This window comes from Dyella sp. 05T440 (genome assembly GCF_056395965.1).
In genome coordinates this window covers 117,236-136,146 of the sequence record NZ_JBFTKN010000001.1, presented here as the reverse complement: position 1 = coordinate 136,146, position 18,911 = coordinate 117,236, and the positions used below count along the sequence as shown (strand labels likewise).

The 18,911-nt window shown below is 63.6% G+C and carries 13 protein-coding genes; 3 read left to right on the top strand and 10 right to left on the bottom strand.

Translation table 11 applies throughout. The annotated features are described in order from the left end of the window. Positions 1 to 129: 129 nt before the first annotated feature. Complete coding sequence (locus AC1DE1_RS00560; protein WP_441602799.1) at positions 130 to 2,088, bottom strand: S8 family serine peptidase; 1,959 nt, start codon at positions 2,086 to 2,088, stop codon at positions 130 to 132. A gap of 357 nt (positions 2,089 to 2,445) precedes the next feature. Here AC1DE1_RS00560 and AC1DE1_RS00555 point away from each other — a divergent pair, with 357 nt between their 5' ends. Further along, on the top strand, positions 2,446 to 3,240 hold the full coding sequence (locus AC1DE1_RS00555) for a TatD family hydrolase (RefSeq protein ID WP_441602798.1): 795 nt from the start codon (positions 2,446 to 2,448) through the stop codon (positions 3,238 to 3,240). Between the two features lie 54 nt (positions 3,241 to 3,294). On the opposite strand, the gene AC1DE1_RS00550 is transcribed toward AC1DE1_RS00555, so the two are convergent. The 4 genes from AC1DE1_RS00550 to AC1DE1_RS00535 all read right to left on the bottom strand — a co-directional run bounded on the left by AC1DE1_RS00550 (position 3,295) and on the right by AC1DE1_RS00535 (position 7,148). After that, the gene (locus AC1DE1_RS00550) at positions 3,295 to 3,828 is read right to left on the bottom strand and encodes a pseudouridine synthase (RefSeq protein ID WP_441602797.1); all 534 of its coding nucleotides are present in this window, start codon (positions 3,826 to 3,828) and stop codon (positions 3,295 to 3,297) included. 43 nt (positions 3,829 to 3,871) lie between these two features. After that, entirely contained in the window at positions 3,872 to 4,765 is an 894-nt protein-coding gene (locus AC1DE1_RS00545; protein WP_441602796.1) for a class I SAM-dependent methyltransferase, read from the bottom strand. 185 nt (positions 4,766 to 4,950) lie between these two features. Beyond that, the gene (locus AC1DE1_RS00540) at positions 4,951 to 6,063 is read right to left on the bottom strand and encodes an S-(hydroxymethyl)glutathione dehydrogenase/class III alcohol dehydrogenase (RefSeq protein WP_441602795.1); all 1,113 of its coding nucleotides are present in this window, start codon (positions 6,061 to 6,063) and stop codon (positions 4,951 to 4,953) included. 176 nt (positions 6,064 to 6,239) lie between these two features. Next, on the bottom strand, positions 6,240 to 7,148 hold the full coding sequence (locus AC1DE1_RS00535; RefSeq protein ID WP_441602794.1) for a LysR substrate-binding domain-containing protein: 909 nt from the start codon (positions 7,146 to 7,148) through the stop codon (positions 6,240 to 6,242). A 98-nt stretch (positions 7,149 to 7,246) separates the two neighbouring features. Here AC1DE1_RS00535 and AC1DE1_RS00530 point away from each other — a divergent pair, with 98 nt between their 5' ends. Beyond that, a complete protein-coding gene (locus tag AC1DE1_RS00530; RefSeq protein ID WP_441602793.1) occupies positions 7,247 to 7,438 on the top strand; it encodes a hypothetical protein in 192 nt (63 codons plus the stop codon). 39 nt (positions 7,439 to 7,477) lie between these two features. Here AC1DE1_RS00530 and AC1DE1_RS00525 read toward each other — a convergent pair whose 3' ends face one another. Beyond that, positions 7,478 to 9,694 (bottom strand): beta-glucosidase family protein, encoded by a 2,217-nt coding sequence (locus AC1DE1_RS00525; protein ID WP_441602792.1) that lies wholly within the window; start codon positions 9,692 to 9,694, stop codon positions 7,478 to 7,480. A gap of 131 nt (positions 9,695 to 9,825) precedes the next feature. Here AC1DE1_RS00525 and AC1DE1_RS00520 point away from each other — a divergent pair, with 131 nt between their 5' ends. Beyond that, positions 9,826 to 10,770, top strand: coding sequence for an aldo/keto reductase (locus AC1DE1_RS00520; RefSeq protein WP_441602791.1), 945 nt, complete (start codon positions 9,826 to 9,828; stop codon positions 10,768 to 10,770). Positions 10,771 to 10,833: 63 nt separating this feature from the next. Here the strand turns inward: AC1DE1_RS00520 and AC1DE1_RS00515 are convergent, their stop codons facing one another. From AC1DE1_RS00515 to AC1DE1_RS00500, 4 genes are all read right to left on the bottom strand, one after another. Continuing rightward, positions 10,834 to 11,910 (bottom strand): TraB/GumN family protein, encoded by a 1,077-nt coding sequence (locus tag AC1DE1_RS00515; RefSeq protein ID WP_441602790.1) that lies wholly within the window; start codon positions 11,908 to 11,910, stop codon positions 10,834 to 10,836. A gap of 186 nt (positions 11,911 to 12,096) precedes the next feature. Next, a complete protein-coding gene (locus tag AC1DE1_RS00510) occupies positions 12,097 to 12,948 on the bottom strand; it encodes a nitroreductase family protein (RefSeq protein ID WP_441602789.1) in 852 nt (283 codons plus the stop codon). A gap of 133 nt (positions 12,949 to 13,081) precedes the next feature. Further along, positions 13,082 to 15,313, bottom strand: a complete 2,232-nt coding sequence (locus tag AC1DE1_RS00505) for an NADP-dependent isocitrate dehydrogenase (RefSeq protein WP_441602788.1) — start codon at positions 15,311 to 15,313, stop codon at positions 13,082 to 13,084. Between the two features lie 305 nt (positions 15,314 to 15,618). Next, positions 15,619 to 18,747 (bottom strand): efflux RND transporter permease subunit, encoded by a 3,129-nt coding sequence (locus AC1DE1_RS00500; RefSeq protein ID WP_441602787.1) that lies wholly within the window; start codon positions 18,745 to 18,747, stop codon positions 15,619 to 15,621. Positions 18,748 to 18,911: the final 164 nt, after the last annotated feature.

Sequence of the window (18,911 nt, the reverse complement as noted above, 5' to 3'; positions counted from 1 at the left end):
ACATGCCGTCCGTCAACGTAGTGATGCGTAGAGCCGTGTACGCAAAAAGCCCGCGAGGGCGCCGCACGGGAGAGGGTTCGATTGCATGGCAACTGCGCGGCACTTGGCCACACAGCTGCCACGGTTTCGTCAGAGCTTGTAGGTAGCCTGCACGCTCACTCCGCTATAAGCCTCCACGCCGACTACACGCACGAAATATGTGGTGGCTTTGGGCACGCTCCTGATGATGACCGACTCCGCGTTGCCGACATGCACCGAGGAATAATCGAAGGAGGTGTTTGTCGGCATGCTTCCCGCCTTTACATAGAGCGAGACATCGCCGGTACCACCCGCGGTGCGAATCAACAATGATCGCGCACCGGCAGGTACGTCGATCTTGTAAGTCGCCTCGCTGTCGCTGTCGCCCTCTTGCCCGGTGAGCGGCACACCGTTCTTCAGCACCCTGGGGTCCGGCGGCGGAACGGCCTTGCCTACAGCCACGAATACGGCGGCTTTCGAGTCGAGAACGCCCGCACCGAATGTCCTGCCCTTGGTGACACCGGCATGCGGTTTGTGTGCCGTCTTCTGCAGGATGCCAAGGACATCGTCCGGCGTGAGCAGCGGCAGGCCAGCAGCCAGACGAGCCGATTGCATGAGGGCAACGACGCCAGTCACATGCGGTGCCGCCTGCGATGTTCCCGCCATCCCACCATACGCATCGCCACCAGGGCTTGGCACCGGCTTGGTCTTTCCGTTATTGACGGCTTGCCACGCAAAACCCTCGGGATTGAGTTTGACGCCTGACGAGTCATCCTTGGCATAGACGCCACCGCCAAAAGCAGCAAGCTTGACGATGTTCTGCTCGGGTCCGTTGAAGTTGGAGTAGAACGCCAATCCGCTACCCACGCCAATCGAGGCCACCGTGATGACACCGGGGCAACTCGCCGGCGAATACCCCACGGCCTCGCTGCTACTGTTGCCAGCAGCAACGACGATGCTCGTGCCATTGGCTCTTGCTTTGGCGATGGCCTTGGCCGTCGAGCTGGCGTCGCTGCACGAGCCATCGCTACCCAAACTCATGTTGATGACCTGCGCCGGATGCTTGTTGTCAGGAACACCATCCACATGCCCGCCTGAGGCCCAGACGATGGCGTCGGCGGTATCGCTGACGTAACCGCCGCAATGCCCGAGCACTCGCACCGGCAGCACTTTGGCCTTGTATGCGATGCCAGCCAAGCCGACGCCGTTGTTGGTGATTTCCGCGCCCGTGGCGCTGGCGACATGGGTCCCGTGCCACGAACTGTCATCCCCATCCTCAGGAAGAACGCAGGGATCGTTGCCTGACGAATACGGCGCGCCGGTGGTCCAATCGCCGAGATCCCAGCCACCTGCCGCGCGGCCGTCCTTGGATCGGCCGGAAACATATCCGTCGGAGATGAAATCGTAACCGTCGTCCGCCGACGAGGTGTCGACATCGGCGTGCTTGACGATACCTGTATCCAACACCGCGATGGTCACGCCGGTGCCGTCTGTCAGATTCCAAGCGCCGGTAATGTTGGCTCCGCCCCAGTTCGGCACGCTACTGCCGCCCGATGTCGGAAGACCGTCGCCCGGCAGGTAGTCCGTCTGGTACTTGGCGAACATGGGATCGCTGGGAACAAAGGCGGCGAGCGCCTTGATGCCGATGGCGTGTTGCAGCACATCCGGCTCGACATAGGCGACACTCGGATCGCTGGCGATCGCTTGCATGAAGGCGCTTGCCTCGCTCGGGTTCAACTTGCGCGAGGTGGCGATGACATGCGCACCTATGGCCAATGGCCGCTTGTACGTCACTTTCGGCGCATGGACGGACAGTGAAAGCTGCATCCTGCCGGCGCGCGTCATCGCCGCAGCGGCAGCCTGGCTTGCCACGACCGACGCGGTGGGCGCGTCATCGCGATAGCGGACGATAAAGCGGTTGTAGGTACCGGAGTCTTCCAGCGAGCTGGTGTTGATCCGCGCCGAGACGTCGTTGACGGACGCCGTGTTTTGAGCATGAACCGTGATGGTGAACGACAGCGCTAGAGTAACGGCGGCAGCCAATGCGCTTCTTGTGATGATGCACTCCATGAATTGAACCTCCCTGATGATGTCGGTGCCGCCTTTCGGCAGCGAGCGTTGCCTCGACCCAAGCTCACGTCAGTCCCGCCATCCCCATGGCGAGACCTCCAGCCACTTGCGAAGACCGAACGACTATCAACGGGCGACCAGTAAGCGAACAATCGAATTAGGCGCGCGCGTCTCGCTACCATTGGCGTCGCGAGTGGTCGGATTTGTCCGATACGGATGCGCATTGACGCATCGCGGTCGACCAGGTGCCTGGTGGGATCGCCAGTCAGCCGGCTCCTATGCCCAATATCGTCCAGGATCGTTCTCACAGCACGGAAACTCTGGGAAAATGCCCTATTCCCAGACCTTGGCCAGGCCATGCAACTCGTCGATATTGGCGCCAATCTCACCCACGAATCCTTTCGGCACGACTTTGATGCCGTGCTCGATCGTGCAAAGCAACATGGTGTCGTCCAGCTGGTGGTGACCGGCGCTTCGCGCGACGGAAGCACGCATGCCTTGGCCCTGGCCCGGGCGCACCCTGGCACGCTCTATGCCACGGCGGGCGTGCATCCGCACCACGCGATCGATTACGGCGACGCCACCGATGCGCTGCTGCGCGAGCTGGCGGCGCATGCGGAAGTGCGCGCCGTGGGCGAAACCGGGCTGGACTACAACCGCAACTATTCCCCGCGCGATGTACAGCTGGCCGTGTTCGAGCGGCAGTTGCAGATTGCGGTGGACGTGCAGAAGCCGCTATTCCTGCACCAGCGCGATGCGCATCATGATTTCATCGCCCTGCTGCGCCGTTATCGCGACAAAGTGCCGGCCGTGGTCGTGCACTGCTTTACCGATACCGGCGAGGCGTTGCGTGATTATCTCGCGCTCGATTGCCATATCGGCATCACTGGCTGGATCTGCGACGAGCGACGCGGCACGCATCTGCGTGAGCTGGTGAAGGAGATTCCCGCCAACCGCCTGCTGATCGAAACGGATGCGCCGTATCTGTTGCCGCGCACGGTCAGGCCGCAGCCGTCGCATCGGCGCAATGAGCCGATGTTTTTGCGGCATATCTGCGATGAGATTGCGCGGGATCGCGGCGAGTCACCTGAGCAGACTGCCGCGAACAGCACGGCGGCCGCACGCGCCTTTTTTGGATTGCCTACCGACTGATGCACAAAGGCCCCGCCATGGCGGGGCCTTGATCTGGCGCACGCGTAGCAGTCGTCAACCGACCACGCGCGTGCTTCCCGGTGCGAGTCCATCCAGCGCATACGGCCCGATACGTTCGCGAATCAGGCGCAGCGTGGGAAAACCCACCGCCGCCGTCATGCGCCGCACCTGCCGGTTGCGTCCTTCACGCAACGTGATGCGCAGCCAGCTGGTGGGTATCAGCTTGCGAAAGCGCACGGGTGGATCGCGCGGCCATAGCCACTCGGGCTCGCTCGCATGTTCCGCGGGCGCAGGCAGCGTGGGGCCGTCATTGAGCACAACGCCGCGACGGAGCGCATCGATCGCTTCGTCGGTGATCTGTCCGTCGACCTGTACCAGGTAGGTCTTGGGTTCTTTGTGCCGCGGGTCGGTCAGCGTATGCGCCAGCCGGCCGTCGTCGGTCAGCAGCAGCAGACCTTCGCTGTCGTGATCGAGCCGTCCGGCCGGATAGACGTCTTTTTGCTTGACGAAGCCAGCCAGCGTGGGACGCCCATCCGCATCGCTGAACTGGCAAAGCACACCATAGGGTTTGTTGAGCGCAATCAGCATGCAGCGCGCGCAGCGACCCGCCGAACGACGGATCGCTGCTCTCTCAGTGTGACGAAGCCGTCGCTGTGTCCGGCTTCACGAAGCGCAGCGTCATGCGGTCCGATTCGCCGATGGCCAGGTACTTCGCACGATCCTGCTCACCCAGGGTCAGCGTGGGCGGCAGCGTCCAGACACCCTTGGGATAGTCCTTGGTGTCCTTGGGGTTGGCGTTGATCTCGCTCGATTCCTGCAGGCGGAAGCCTGCGTCGGTGGCGAGCTTGATCACGACGTTGGTGGGCAGGTAACCGCTGTTCTTCACCGCATCCAGGCTGGCGTTGTCGGCGGCGCGGTGATCTTCCACGCCCAGCACGCCGCCGGGACGAAGCACGGCAAAGAAGGCCTTGAACATGGCCGGCGCCGTATCGGCTTCCACCCAGTTATGCACGTTGCGGAAGGTCAGCACCATGTCCGCCGAACCGGCCGGGCCAAACGAGGGCGCCTTCGGGTCGAATTCCACCAGCTGCGCCTTGCCGTAATGCGCGGGGTCGGCAGCGAACTTGGCCTTCAGGGAATTCAAATCGCGGCTAGCCTCGCCATCGGCGGCGGGCTTGGAGGTGGCGGCGATGTAGTGGCCGTTGTTGCGCAACAGCGGCGCGAGGATTTCGGTATACCAGCCGCCGCCCGGGGTGATTTCGATGACGGTGAGATCCGGTCGGATGCCGAAGAACTGCAGCGTGCCCTTGGGATGGCGATAGACGTCGCGCGCCTTGTGGTCCTGCGCACGCCAGTCGCCCGCAATCACCTGATCCAGCTGGGAAGCCGTGAAGTCAGTGGCGCTGGTGGGTGGCACCAGGGCGCCGGCTGGCTGGTCCTGCGCCTGCGCGTTGGCGGGTGTGGAGTTGCCACTGCAAGCGGCCAGCAGCACCACGGCCAGCCCAAGAAACACACGGCTATTCATTGAAAACCCCTATTGAACGTCTGAAAGGCGCACGCAGCACCGCGCGTGAGCTTGCCGGCCACGATGTATACAAAGGGTGGAAATGCGGAGGTTTTCCACCCCTGGGTGAAACTAGCTAAACACGGGAAGCTGGAGGCGGTCTTTCGCGGCCTCGGGCGGTCTCGGGGAGGCGCCGGTGCTGCCGCTCAGTAATGAATGACCGAGCGGATCACCTTGCCCTCATGCATCAGATCGAAGGCCTCGTTGATGCTCTCCAGCGGCAACACCTTGGTGATCATCTCGTCGATCTTGATCTCACCGGCCATATAGCGGTCGACGTAGCCGGGCAGCTGCGAACGGCCCTTCACACCGCCGAATGCGGAACCGCGCCATACGCGGCCGGTCACCAGCTGGAACGGACGCGTGCTGATCTCCTGGCCCGCACCGGCCACGCCGATGATGATCGACTCGCCCCAACCCTTGTGGCAGCACTCCAGCGCCGAGCGCATCACGTTGACGTTGCCGATGCACTCGAACGAATAGTCCACGCCGCCCTCGGTGAGATCGACGATGACCTGCTGGATCGAGGTGTCCGCATAATCCTTCGGATTGACGAAATCCGTGGCGCCCAGCGCACGCGCCATCTCGAACTTGTCCGGGTTGGTATCCACCACCACGATGCGGCCGGCTTTGGCCATCACCGCACCCTGCACGACCGACAGGCCGATGCCGCCAAGGCCAAACACCGCCACGCTCGCGCCCGGTTCCACCTTGGCAGTGTTGAGCACCGCACCGATGCCGGTGGTGATGCCGCAGCCGAGCAGGCAGACCTTCTCCAGCGGCGCGGCCTTGTTGATCTTGGCCAGCGAGATTTCCGGCAGGACGGTGTATTCGCTGAAGGTGCTGGTGCCCATGTAATGCAGCAGCGGCTTGCCGTTGAGCGAGAAGCGCGACGACCCGTCCGGCATCACACCGCGACCCTGGGTGACGCGGATCTTCTGGCAGAGGTTGGTCTTGCCGCTGAGACAAAACTTGCACTCGCCGCATTCGGGCGTGTACAGCGGAATCACGTGATCGCCCACTTTGAGCGAGGTGACGCCCTCGCCCACTTCTTCCACGATGCCGCCGCCCTCGTGGCCGAGGATCACCGGGAACTGGCCTTCCGGATCGGCGCCCGACAGCGTGAACGCATCGGTGTGGCACACGCCGGTCGCCACGATGCGCACCAGCACTTCACCGGCCTTGGGTCCGGCCACATCGATCTGCTCGATGGACAGAGGCTTGCCTGCTTCCCAGGCGACGGCGGCGCGCGATTTCATGGCTTGGATCCTTGAGGGCTGTGGTGGGGAATGCGAATGATGAAGGGTTGGGGCGGGATGTGAAACTGTCGGGTACGTCGACTTTGGTGCATGCCGCTACCTTGTAGGAGGGCACTTGTGCGCGACAACCTCGCGTGATGGCATCGACATAGCGCCGGTCGCGCACAAGTGCGCTCCTACACAGGGCTGTTGCCAGTCGCGTACGACATCGTCTCCGCATACTTCCCCGCCTCGCACAGCAACCACTCACGGAACGTGCGCAGCCCCGCGTGATCCTTCGCGTGCTCGGGATACACAAGGAAATACGCCTCGGGAATCTGCTGATAGCGATCGCCGAGCACCGTGAGCTGGCCGGCTTCGATCAGCGGACGCGCCATCACCATGCGCCCCAGGGCGACGCCCATGCCTTCCATGGCGCCGCGCTGCAGCGCGTCGGTATTGTCGAAGTGGGCCACGTAGCGACGCGGCAACGCGCTTTCACCGTCGGCGAACCAGTCGCGCCAGCGATCGCCCGGATCGCCCAGCAGCGGCCATTGGCTGAGGTCGTTGGGATCGAGATCGCCCATGCGCTCGATCAGCGCGGGCGACACCACGGGCGCAATCCATTCACCGAATAGCCGCTCGGTGATCAGGCCCGGCCACGGCCCGCGTCCATAGCGTACGGCGGCGTCCACCGGATCACGTTCGAAATTGACCAGCTCCACGCTGGACTGCAGGTTGAGCTGGAGCTCGGGATGCGCCGCCACCAGTCGCGCCAGGCGTGGCACCAGCCAGCTGGACATGACACCGGGAATGGCGCTGAGCGTAAGCACATCGTCGCGGCGGCAGCGGAAGCCGGCCATGGCGCGATCGATGCCTTCGAAATGATGGCTCACCGATTCCATCAGGCGGCGGCCTTCTGCCGTGAGCTGCACGCCGCGCGGACCGCGCTCGAACAACTTGCGTTCCAGCCGTTGCTCCAGCTGCCGCACCTGATGGCTGAGCGCGCTCACGGTGAGGTTGGCTTGCTCGGCGGCGCGCGAAAGATTGCCCAGCCGGGCGACCTGGACGAACTGTTGGAGGAGATCCAGCGATACGCGTCCCATCTTGAATTTCCTTCAAGGCTGGTTTGCGAATATATCGCTTTTTGGTCGCGCGCGGCGGTTCTACCTTGAGGACTCACTCAAACGGACGGGAGGGTGTCATGAGCTCGATTTATACGAATTTGCTGTTCATGCATGGCCATATCACCAACCTGGAGTTGGCGCGTCGTCTGGCTGACGCACCGCCGAGCCAGCCGCGCTCCAAGGGCAAGCGCCAGCCTACCCCCAACCTGATGACGGCCATCCGCAAGAGCGTGGCGCCCTCGAAACTTGCCCACGACGGCTGCGGCTGAGCTGGTGACACCGGCCCCGTGAGGCCGGTGTCAGAACAGTCAAAGCTTGCTCGCGGCCAGTTGGACGTTGACCGGCGTACCCAGGTCTTCCGAGGAACGGCCTTCGACGACGCTGTACTGCCCGCCACGGATCACCCAGGCGTGCTTGGCGGTATCGAAATCCGCCAACAGTCGCGGTTCCAGCGAGATGGTGAGGGTGCGGTGCTCGCCGGGTTTGAGGAATGCCTTGGCGAAGCCGGCCAGGCGGGCCGACTTGGCCCCGGGTACGTGTACATAGACCTGCGCTACCTCGGCGCCGGCGCGTGAGCCCGTATTGGCGATCTCCACCGTCGCTTCGAGCTGGGCGCCCTTTGCATCAACCTTCAACGGGCCATGCTGGAAGCTGGTGTAGGAGAGGCCATAGCCGAACGGGAACAGCGGCTTGATGCCACGCGACTGGTACCAGCGATAACCCACATTGGCGCCTTCGATGGCGTAGTCGACGGACTCGGGCTGCGTGCCGCCGGAGACGCCGGGAATCTCCTTGCGCGGCAGCTGCGAGAGATCGCGCGGCCAGCTCACCGGCAAGCGGCCCGAGGGATTGACCTTGCCCGACAGCAGATTGGCGATCGCCTTGCCGCCGTCGCCGCCGGGATACCAGGTCTCCAGCACGGCGCCAACCTGATCGAGCCACGGCATCGCCACGGGACCGCTGTTTTCGAGCACAACGATGGTGCGGGGATTGGCCTTGGCCACTGCATCGACCAGGGCATCCTGGTTGTCCGGCAGCGACAGATCCGGCGTATCGACCGACTCCGCCTGCCACTTCTGCACGAACACCACCGCCACCTGCGCCTTCGCCGCGAGCGCCGCCGCGGCGGCCACGTCGGTGCCCTCCGCAAACTGCACATCGGCCTTGGGTGCCGCATCGCGCAGCGCCTTCAACGGGGCGTACGGGTGATACATCACGGGGCCGGGCCAGGTGGTCGGCGGCAGACCCGGCACGGCATTGCCGCCCATGGCCGTCACCAGCGACGAACCGCCGCCGGCCAACACGCCCTTGTCGGCGTGCGCGCCGATCACCGCGATCGATTGCAGCTTGGTGAGATCGAGCGGCAGCAGGCTGTTTTCGTTGCGCAACAACACCGCGCCCGATTCCAGCGTTTCACGCGCGACTTTCAGGTTTGCCTGCGCATCGATCGGCGCCTTGCCGGCCGGATACTGGAACACGCCGACGGCAAACATGCTGCGCAAAATACGTTGCACCATGTCGTCGATGCGCGACTGCTTCACTTCGCCCTTGGCCAGCGCCGTGCGCAGCGGTGCGTCGAAATACACTTCCTTGTCGAACACTTCGCCCGCGGACTCCTGGTCCAGTCCCGCATTGACCGCCTTGGCCGCGCTATGTGCGCCGCCCCAGTCGGACATCACGAAGCCGGGATACTTCCAGTCGCGCTTGAGCACCTGGTTCATCAGGTAATCGTTCTCGCACGCCCAGTCGCCATTGATCTTGTTGTACGAGCACATCACCGATGCGGGCTTGCCGCGCTCGATGGCGATCTCGAAGGCGAGCAGATCCGATTCGCGCATGGCCTGCTCGCCAAGCTGCACGTTGATGGTGTTGCGCGCCGTCTCCTGGTCATTCAAGGCGTAGTGCTTGATGGTGGAGATGACGTGCTGACCCTGGATGCCCTTGATCGCTTCGGCGACGATGCTGCCGGCCAGCAGCGGGTCTTCGCCGGCGTACTCGAAATTGCGACCATTGCGCGGCTCGCGCGTCAGATTGACGCCGCCGGCCAGCAGCACATTGAAGCCCTTGTTGTGGGCCTCGCTGCCTATCATCGCGCCACCGCGATAGGCGACCTGCGGATCCCAGCTCGCTGCCGTCACCGGGCCTGCCGGCAGCGGCGTGGCGTGATCGCCGGGACGCATGCGGTCGGAGCTGGCCACGCCCAGGCCCGCATCGCTTTCTTCCAGTGCCGGGATGCCAAGCCGTTCGATGGGTGGAACGTAGCCGGCCGATGCAATCGCGCCCTTCGGGAACGGCGCCGTGGCGGGACGATCCGGACCGGCGTAGTAGCTGCGGATCAGCTGGAATTTTTCGTCCTGGGTGAGTTGCGCGAGCAGCAGCTGGGCGCGCGCATCAGGCGAAAGCGTGGTGTCGTTCCACGGCCGGGCCGTGGTTTGCGACGGCGCCGCGCCGGCCGACGTGCACAATCCCATCACAACCAAACCGGTCAAAACTGCACACCGCAGTGCGGTCATCTTGCTATTCATCCGTCCTCCTTCGCTGTCGCTAGGCCATCGTGCTCGCCTGGGCATCACACGGGCGGCGCGTATACTCGCGGGCCTTGGCACCCGAGTATGCCCCAAGATTTTCTTCCCCACATCGAACACGGAGCACATCCATGCAACTGCGTCCCCTGGGTCGATCCTCCCTTTCCGTCGCGCCGCTGGCTTTCGGTGGCAACGTCTTCGGCTGGAGCGCGGATGAACAACGCTCGTTCGAGCTGCTCGATGCGTTCGTCGACGCGGGCTTCAACCTGATCGACACCGCGGACGTCTATTCGGCATGGGTTCCCGGCAATTACGGCGGCGAATCGGAAACCATCATCGGCAAGTGGCTCAAGCGCAGCGGCAAGCGCGACAAGGTGGTGATCGCCACCAAGGTGGCGAAGTGGGCGGAGCATCCCGGCTTGTCGCCGATGAACATCAACCAGGCGGTCGAAGGTTCGCTCAAGCGCCTGCAGACCGACTACATCGATCTCTACCAGGCGCATGAAGACGACGCCACGGTGCCCTTGCATGAAACGCTCGAGACCTTCGGCAAGCTGATCGAACAGGGCAAGGTGCGCGTGATCGGCGCGTCGAACTATGTGGCAGACCGCTTTGCCGAGGCCTTGAAAGTCTCCGCCGAACACGGCTTGCCGCGATACGAAACGCTGCAGCCGGAGTACAACCTGGTCAGCCGTGGCGGTTACGAGAAGGAACTGGAACCACTGGTGGTCGCGGAAAACATCGGCGTCATCAACTACTACGCGCTGGCCAGCGGCTTCTTGAGCGGCAAATACCGCAGCGCGGCGGATCTCGCCAAGAGCGCAGCCCGAAGCGGCGCCGTGCAGAAATTCCTCAACCCACACGGGCTGCGTGTGCTCGAGGCGCTCGACAAGGTGGCCAAGGCGCACAGCGCGACGCCTGCACAGGTGGCCCTGGCGTGGTTGATTGCGCGGCCAAGCGTAACGGCACCGATCGCGAGTGCGACCACGGTGCCGCAGCTGAAGGAATTGCTGGGTGGCGTGAGCTTGCAGTTGAGCAAGGATGAGATTGCGGCGTTGGATCAGGCGAGCGGTTGAGGTTTTCGCGAAAGGCTGTCGCGCACAGGGTGCGCTCCCACGGGGGAGGCGGGAGCGCCAGGTTCAAGGCGATGGGGAGGGGGACGCCACGCCTTCCGCGTCGCTGCCGTCGGGCGCTTCGACTTGGTAGCCCTGGGCCTTGAGGCGGGCGATCAGACCTTTCGGCGACAGCACTTCTTCCATCGGAAGCATGGCGAAGGTCTGCGTATGGGTGGAAAGTGCTTGTTCCGCCGCGCCTATCCACAAGGCATCGGCCTTCTGCTTCACATCGTTGAAACCCAGCTGCTTGGCGAAGCCCGCCTCGGTCACGGCCGAGATGCATGCTTCGCGCTGGTCGTTCATCGGCAGCTTGCGCAGCGTGTCGATATCGCCCGTAGACCAGGCATTCGCGCGCTCGGTGATTCGGCCCATATCGCGCTCCACGGTATCGAGCGTGCGGCCGAAGCATTCGCGGTCGTCCATGGGCGATGTCTTGAACGTCTTCACCGCGTTGCGCGGTTCCTCGATCATCACTGTGTAGCGCGCCGTGACGAAGTTGACGTTGTGCTTCTTGGCGATATTGCGGACCGAATCCTTCACGCCGCCGGAGGAGGTGAGTCCGTAGTGCTTGATCGCCTTGTCGTACAACTCGACCGCGGCAAAGATCGGGCGCCAGTTCTCGATGCCGCTGTCGTTGCCGATGTATTGCTTCTTCAGCGTCAGCCAGCGCGCATAGTCTGGCGCCGGCACCATTTGCTGCAACGTTTGGCCATCCGGGTTCTTGCGTGCGCCCACCAGCGACGGCAGCAGGAAGAGCTTGCCGAAGAAATTGGTCTTGGGCTTGAGCGATACCGACGGCGGCCCCAACACCTCCTGCGACTCGGCGATGGTTTGCTCGACTTCGTCGGTCTTCCATTGGATTTTGTCGGGCAGCGGCGACAACGTGCCGAGCACCCACATCACGTGATCGCCCTTGCTCACCTTCCACAGGCCGGGGCCGGGCTGGATGCCGCTGACGGTCACCGCTTCGAGATTCTGCACCTGGCCCGCCGCGCTGCTTGCCGGCGCAGGTGCCTGCTGTGCAACCGCCGTGCCCGCCATGGCGAGCGGCCCCGTCAGCAGGAGCATGGATAACGAACGAGCCAGGCGGGTGGGTGTCATCGTTTCGAATTCCTTGAAGGGCTGCTTTGAGACACGCGTGCAGCAGCCGGGTTCCTTGTGGAGGTGCGTTCGGCGAGCCGACGCCGCTGCCTGCGCGCCATTCTAGAACGCTGGCTCGCGGAGAACGGCGACAGCCGATGGATCTTTATCCAGCTGCCGTTTGGTTTCGCATCAACGCGGCGTTCATCATGGCCCGCGAGATGCTGGCGCGCCCAGGCAAGGCGCGACGACGCGTTTCAACACGCCGCTGTCGTCCGGCCAGCGAAATGTCGCCTTAAGCGTCTCGCCGCCCTTGGCAGCCGGTATGGCGAGCGTCACGCTTCCACCGCCTGCGAGCCCCTGTTTCGCCACCGCATCAATGTCGCCCGTGGACGCGCCAAACACGAACGGCGTACCGACATTGAACGCACCGCCATCGCCATACCAGCCGCCAACCTTCAGCTTGACGGATGTCGCCGGCATACCCGTCACGACGAGGGGACCGTGCGCCGTCGCGTCAGGCCCCTCAAATGGGTCCGTATCAAAGCCCAATGCCTTGGGGTCGATCACCAGTTCCATCGATACGCGTCCGCCATCCGTACGACAGGCGAATGCCAGCGTCGCGTTGGCCGTGTAGTGCTGAAACGTCGCGCTGCCGGCGATGCGTGCGCGATACAGCGGCGCCGCTTGCTCCGGCTGCTCGAACAACCAGAGGTTGGCTGCGCCATGGGGCGTTGCGCTGAGCGCGAGCGATGGACACAACGCCAGCCACGGCAAGAGACGCCAGGCCCTGCGAATGCTGTGTGCGTCACTTCGAATGATTGATGGTGTCAGCATGACTGTTGTTCTCCAGCGAGCGCGCATCCGGATCATTTTGACCGGCCAGGGTGATGCGGTCCCCAAATGGATGGTCGATTTCCATCTGGCCCACAGCCGCGACACGGTGTGCCCGGCCTCTTCAAAGATCCCAGAATTCAACAACGAGGCCTGCCCGAAAGGCGCCAGGAAAGCCGTACGAACCCTCCCGATTTCTCCGGGGTCGAGCGGAAATTGGCTCACCGCAACAACGTGCTCTTCGCTCTGGCGCCGGTCAATCTGATTATTTCGTGCCAACTGTCGCCAACGTACTGCACCAAAAGCAGAAGGGCGCCATCGGCGCCCTTCTATTTCACTTGCTTGGTCGACAGTTGGCTCAGCCCTGCAACGGCGCCAGTGCGTCGTTGAAGGTCTTGCTCGGGCGCATGGCCTTGGTGATCAGCTCGACGTTCGCGTGGTAGTAGCCCTTGATGTCGACGGGCTTGCCCTGTGCGCCGTTGAGCTCGCCGATGATCTTTGCTTCGTTCTCGGTCAGCGCCTTGGCGATCGGCTCGAACTTCGCCTTGAGCTTGGCGTCGTCGTTCTGCGCGGCGAGTGCCTGTGCCCAGTACATGGCCAGGTAGAAGTGGCTGCCGCGGTTGTCCAGTTCACCGACCTTGCGGGCCGGCGACTTGTTGTTGTCGAGGATCTTGCCGTTCGCTTCGTCCAGCGTCTTGGCCAGCACGCGGGCGTCGGCGTTGTCGTAACGGTTGGCCAGATGTTCCAGCGACGCGGCGATGGCGAGGAATTCGCCCAGCGAATCCCAGCGCAGGTAATCCTCTTCCACGAACTGCTGCACGTGCTTGGGCGCCGAACCGCCGGCACCGGTTTCGAACAGGCCGCCGCCAGCCATCAGCGGCACCACGGAGAGCATCTTCGCGCTGGTGCCCAGCTCCATGATCGGGAAGAGATCCGTGAGGTAGTCGCGCAACACGTTGCCGGTCACCGAGATGGTGTCCTGACCCTTGCGGATGCGCTCGAGCGAGAACTTGGTGGCGTCGACCGGCGACAGCACGCGGATGTCCAGACCCGACAAATCGTGATCCTTCAGATAGCGCTCGACCTTCTTGATCACCTGCGTGTCATGTGCGCGGTTCGCATCGAGCCAGAACACGGCCGGCGTGTTGGACAGGCGCGCACGCGAGACGGCGAGCTTCACCCAGTCCTGGATCGGCGCGTCCTTGGTCTGGCACATGCGCCAGATGTCGCCCGCTTCCACCGGCTGCTCCAGCAGCACCTTGCCGGCTTCGTCGATCACCTTGACCACGCCGTCGCCGGCGATCTTGAAGGTCTTGTCGTGCGAACCGTATTCTTCGGCGGCCTGCGCCATCAGGCCTACGTTGGGCACGCTGCCCATGGTGGCCGGATCGAACGCACCGTTCGCCTTGCAGTCGTCGATGACGACGGCGTAGACACCGGCGTAGCTGCGATCGGGAATTACCGCCTTGGTGTCCTGCAGCTTGCCTTCGGTGTTCCACATCTTGCCGGAGTCGCGAATCATCGCCGGCATCGAAGCGTCGATGATCACGTCGCTCGGCACGTGCAGGTTGGTGATGCCCTTGTCCGAATTGACCATGGCCAGCGCCGGGCGGTTGGCGTATTCGGCCTTGATGTCGGCGAGGATTTCATCCTGCTTCGGCTGAGGCAACTGGCCGAGTCGCGCGTACAGGTCGCCGATGCCGTTGTTCGGCTCGAAGCCCACGCTCTTGAGCGCATCGGCGTGCTTGGTCAGCACGTCCTTGTAGAACTCGTTGACGGCGAAGCCGAACATGATGGGGTCGGAGACCTTCATCATGGTCGCCTTGAGATGCAGCGAGAACAGCACGCCCTGTTTCTTCGCGTCTTCGATCTGCGCGTCGATGAAAGCGGTCAGCGCCTTCTTGCTCATCACGGCGACGTCGATGATCTCGCCGTCCTTCAGCGCGGTCTTTTCCTTCAGCACCGTGTTCGAGCCGTCCTTGCCGAACCACTCGATCTTCACGCTGGTGGCTTTTTCAACGACCGTCGATTTCTCGCTGCCGTAGAAGTCGCCGCCGTCCATATGCGACACGTGCGTCTTCGAATCCTTGCTCCACGCGCCCATCTTGTGCGGATGCTTGCGCGCATAGTTCTTCACCGAGAGCGGTGCACGGCGATCGGAGTTGCCTTCGCGCAGCACGGGGTTCACGGCGCTGCCCTTCACCTTGTCGTAGCGCGCCTTGACGTTCCACTCACTGACGTCCTTGGGATCTTCCGGATAGTCCGGCAGCGCGTAGCCCTGGGACTGCAGCTCCTTGATCGCGGCCTTGAGCTGCGGCATCGAGGCGCTGATGTTGGGCAGTTTGATGATGTTGGCTTCCGGCGTGGTCGCCAGCTTGCCCAGCTCGGTCAGATCGTCGGCGATCTTCTGGTTGTCCGGGAGGATGTCCGGGAACTGGGCAATGATGCGGCCGGCCAGCGAGATGTCACGCGTCTCCACCTGGATGCCGGCGGTAGCGGTGAAGGCCTTGATGATCGGCAGCAGCGAATGCGTGGCGAGGTACGGCGCTTCGTCGGTGAGCGTGTAGATGATCTTGGGCGTGTTCGACATTGTCTGCTATGACCTCGCTGGCTACGGCGTATTCAAATTGGGGGTTGCGCGCCCGAAGGCAGCGCCGTGCGCGGACGCACACGTCGCCCGAAGCGTTCGACATGGGGTCGAAACGGGCGGACGAAAGCCCCTCATTGTCACGATTTCGCGGAAGGGGCGAAAGCGTGGGGGTGTAGCCATGCGCAAACGTATGGTGCGGCGAGGTTTTTTTGTGGGAGGCCACCCTGTGGGCGACCGGCGACGGAGCGCGGATTCTGCGCCGCCGCAGTCGCGCACAGGGTGCGCTCCCACAGGAATGCGTTTGATCAGACGCCCTCGACGGCCGGATGACGCTTGGGCGCACGACGCCGTGCACGCCACGCGGAGTAGCGATCGGCCAGGCAGGAGAAAATCACATACAGCGCCGGCGTGCTGAGCAGGGTCAGGCTTTGCGAAATCAGCAGGCCGCCGATCAAGGCGATACCCAGCGGGCGACGCAGGTCCGAACCCTCGCCCAGGCCGATCGCGATCGGCACAGCGGCAAGAATCGCCACCATCGTCGTCATCATGATCGGGCGGAAGCGCACCATGCTCGCTTCATAGGCCGCCTCTGCCGGACTCAGGCCATGTTCGCGCCGCGACACGAGGGCAAAGTCGATCATCATGATCGCGTTCTTCTTGACGATGCCGATCAACAAGACCAGCGCAATCTGCGCGATCACCGACAGCTCGGTATCCGTGTACCACAGCGCCAGCAACGCGCCGACACCTGCCGCGGGCAGCGTGGAGAGGATGGTCACCGGATGGATCAGGCTCTCATACAGCATGCCCAGCACGATGTAGACGGTGACCACCGCGCCCAGCAGCAGCCATAGCATGCCGCTCTGCGATTGCTGGAAGCGGCGGAAATCGCCACCGATATTGATGCGGATGTCACCCGGCAGGCGCATCTGCGAGCCAGTCTGCTGGATGATCTCCAAGGCCTCGCCCATGCTCACGCCGGGCGCGAGATTGAAGCTCATGCTCATCACGGTGTACTGGTTTTCGTGCGAGATCTGGGTCGGCGCGAGGCCTGGCACCTGTTGCGCGAACGCCGTGAGCGGCACCATCTTGCCGTTGGTGCTGGCCACGTAGACTGCATCGATGGCCGCCGGCGTGGCCGTCTGATTCGGCAACGCGTTGACGACCACCTTGTACTGGTTGAGGTCGGAATAAATCGTGCTGATCTGGCGCTGGCCGAACGCGTTGTACAGCGCGCCATCGATGGTCCCGATGCCCACGCCAAGACGCGCGGCCTTGTCGCGATCGATCACGATGTTCTGCTGCAGGCCGGCGTCGTCGACATCACTGCCCACGTCCTTGAGCTTGGGATTCTTTTTCAGCTCGGCGACGAGTTTGGGTAGCCACAAGGTGAGCTCTTCGGGATTGTCGCCCTGCAGCGACACCTGATACTGCGCGCCCTGGCTGGTGCCGCCGCCACCGCCGAAACTCGGCAGATCCTGGATGGGACGCAGTCGTACATTGAGATCCGGGTAGCGCGCCGCCTTGGCGCTCAGGCGCGCCAGCACGGCAAACGTATCGTCCTTGCGGCCTTGCGCATGCGTCTTCAATTCGATGTCGAAGGTGCCCGAGGAACCCTGGCGGCTCGTGCCCAGACGCGAGCCCACGCGCGCCACGTCGTGGTCCTTCTTGAGCATGTCGATCAGGCGCTGCTGGCGGGCCACCGCATCCTGGAACGACACGGTGGCGCCGGAGGTGGCGCGGCCACGGATAAGGCCAGTGTCCTGCGGCGGGAACAGGCCGGTCTTCACCTGGCCGAACAACAGGATGGTGATGGCGATCAGCACCAGCGGGGTCAGCGAGAACGCCAGCGCGTGCTTGATCGAGAACTTCAGGCAGCGCGAGTACACGCCGAGCATGCCGGCCTGGAATTTCTCCAAGGCCACGCCCACCTTCGTGGTCGGCTTGTCCTGCTCGTGGCCGCTGAGGAACTGGCCGCACAGCGAGGTGGTGAGCGTGAGCGAGACCAACGCCGAAACGATGATCGCCGCTACCAGCGTGATGGTGAATTCCTTGAAGAACAGGCCGGTGATGCCGCTCATGAACAACAGCGGCAGGAACACCGCTACCAGCGACGCGGTGATGGAGACGATGGTGAAGCCAATCTCCTTGGCGCCCGCCAGCGCCGCCTCCATCCGCGTCATGCCCTGGTCGATGTGGCGCACGATGTTCTCGATCACCACGATCGCATCGTCCACCACGAAGCCGATCGCAATCACCAGCGCCAGCAAGGTGAGGTTGTTGAGGGTGAAGCCCAGCACATACATCACCATCGCCGCACCAGCGAGCGACAACGGCACCGCCGCCGTGGCGATCAGGGTGGGCGCCAGCCGGCGCAGGAACAGCGCCATGGTCAGCATCACCATCAACAGGCTGATCAGCAGAGTGGCCTGCACTTCATGCAGCGAGGCGCGGATGGTGGGTGTGCCGTCGAAGTACGGCGTCAGCGTGGTGCCGGGCTGCAGGTAATCGCGCAGCAGCGGCACCGCATCTTTGACGCGATCCACCGTGCCGATGATGTTGGCGGTGGACTGGCGATACACGTACATCAGGATCGCCGGCTTGCCCTGGAACCACGCCGCCTGATACGCGTCCTGCAGGCCGTCGTACACCTTCGCCACGTCGGACAAGCGCACCGGCGTGCCGTTGTTGGAGGCGATCACCAGGCTGGCGAAGTCGGCCGCGTTGTGCAGCGAATCGTTGGCGGTCACCGCCATGGTGGTCTTGCCGTCGGACAGGAAGCCCTGCGGCGAGGTCACGTTGGCCGCGGTGAGCGCATTGCGCAGCTGGTCCGGCGAGAGGCCCAGCGCGTTGAGCTGGCGCAGGTTGACGTCGACGCGGATGGCCGGTGTCGCAGCGCCGAGGATGTCCACTTCCGACACGCCTTCGAGCTGGCGAATGCGCTGCGCGAGCAGCGAATCGGCGATGTCGTAGAGCTCGCGCGCCGACTGCGTTTCCGAGGTCAGTGCGAAGGCGATGATCGGATCGTCGTTGGGGTTGGCCTTCTGGTAGCTCGGCGGCGCATTGAGTCCGCTGGGCAGGTCCGACTGCGCGGCATTGATCGCCGCCTGCACGTCGCGCGCTGCCGAGTCGAGATTGCGACCCGCCTCGAACATCAGGAACACCTGCGTGCTGCCCAGCGAGCTGGACGAGCGCATGGTGTCGATGCCCGGCACCTGGCCGAGGTGGCGCTCAAGCGGCGCAGCCACGGTGGAGGCCATGGTGCTGGCGCTGGCGCCGGCCTGGCTGGCCTGCACGAAGATCACCGGGAACTGCATATTCGGCAACGCGGCCACGCCAAGCAGCGCGTAGCAGATCAGGCCTACGGCGAAGACGCCCATGGCCAGCAACGAGGTACCGATCGGGCGGCGAATGAAAGGACCGGAAATGTTCATGCCGTCAGGAAACCAGGTACGACGCGCGGGGCGCGAAGGAATTCAAAGAAGCCGCACACCACTGAGGAGGCGCGCGCACGAAGGTACGTATATACCGCACATTAACGCAAGAACGCATGACGGTCGGTTTGGTTGAAGCCGTTTGAGCGTGGATCGACGGAATA

Coding starts and splice junctions, on each gene's coding strand:
- AC1DE1_RS00520 (WP_441602791.1), top strand. CDS start 9,826: ATGCAACTGCGTCCCCTGGGTCGATCCTCCCTTTCCGTCGCGCCGCTG.
- AC1DE1_RS00530 (WP_441602793.1), top strand. CDS start 7,247: ATGAGCTCGATTTATACGAATTTGCTGTTCATGCATGGCCATATCACC.
- AC1DE1_RS00560 (WP_441602799.1), bottom strand. CDS start 2,088: ATGGAGTGCATCATCACAAGAAGCGCATTGGCTGCCGCCGTTACTCTA.
- AC1DE1_RS00535 (WP_441602794.1), bottom strand. CDS start 7,148: ATGGGACGCGTATCGCTGGATCTCCTCCAACAGTTCGTCCAGGTCGCC.
- AC1DE1_RS00515 (WP_441602790.1), bottom strand. CDS start 11,910: ATGACACCCACCCGCCTGGCTCGTTCGTTATCCATGCTCCTGCTGACG.
- AC1DE1_RS00505 (WP_441602788.1), bottom strand. CDS start 15,313: ATGTCGAACACGCCCAAGATCATCTACACGCTCACCGACGAAGCGCCG.
- AC1DE1_RS00500 (WP_441602787.1), bottom strand. CDS start 18,747: ATGAACATTTCCGGTCCTTTCATTCGCCGCCCGATCGGTACCTCGTTG.
- AC1DE1_RS00550 (WP_441602797.1), bottom strand. CDS start 3,828: ATGCTGATTGCGCTCAACAAACCCTATGGTGTGCTTTGCCAGTTCAGC.
- AC1DE1_RS00525 (WP_441602792.1), bottom strand. CDS start 9,694: ATGAATAGCAAGATGACCGCACTGCGGTGTGCAGTTTTGACCGGTTTG.
- AC1DE1_RS00540 (WP_441602795.1), bottom strand. CDS start 6,063: ATGAAATCGCGCGCCGCCGTCGCCTGGGAAGCAGGCAAGCCTCTGTCC.
- AC1DE1_RS00545 (WP_441602796.1), bottom strand. CDS start 4,765: ATGAATAGCCGTGTGTTTCTTGGGCTGGCCGTGGTGCTGCTGGCCGCT.
- AC1DE1_RS00555 (WP_441602798.1), top strand. CDS start 2,446: ATGCAACTCGTCGATATTGGCGCCAATCTCACCCACGAATCCTTTCGG.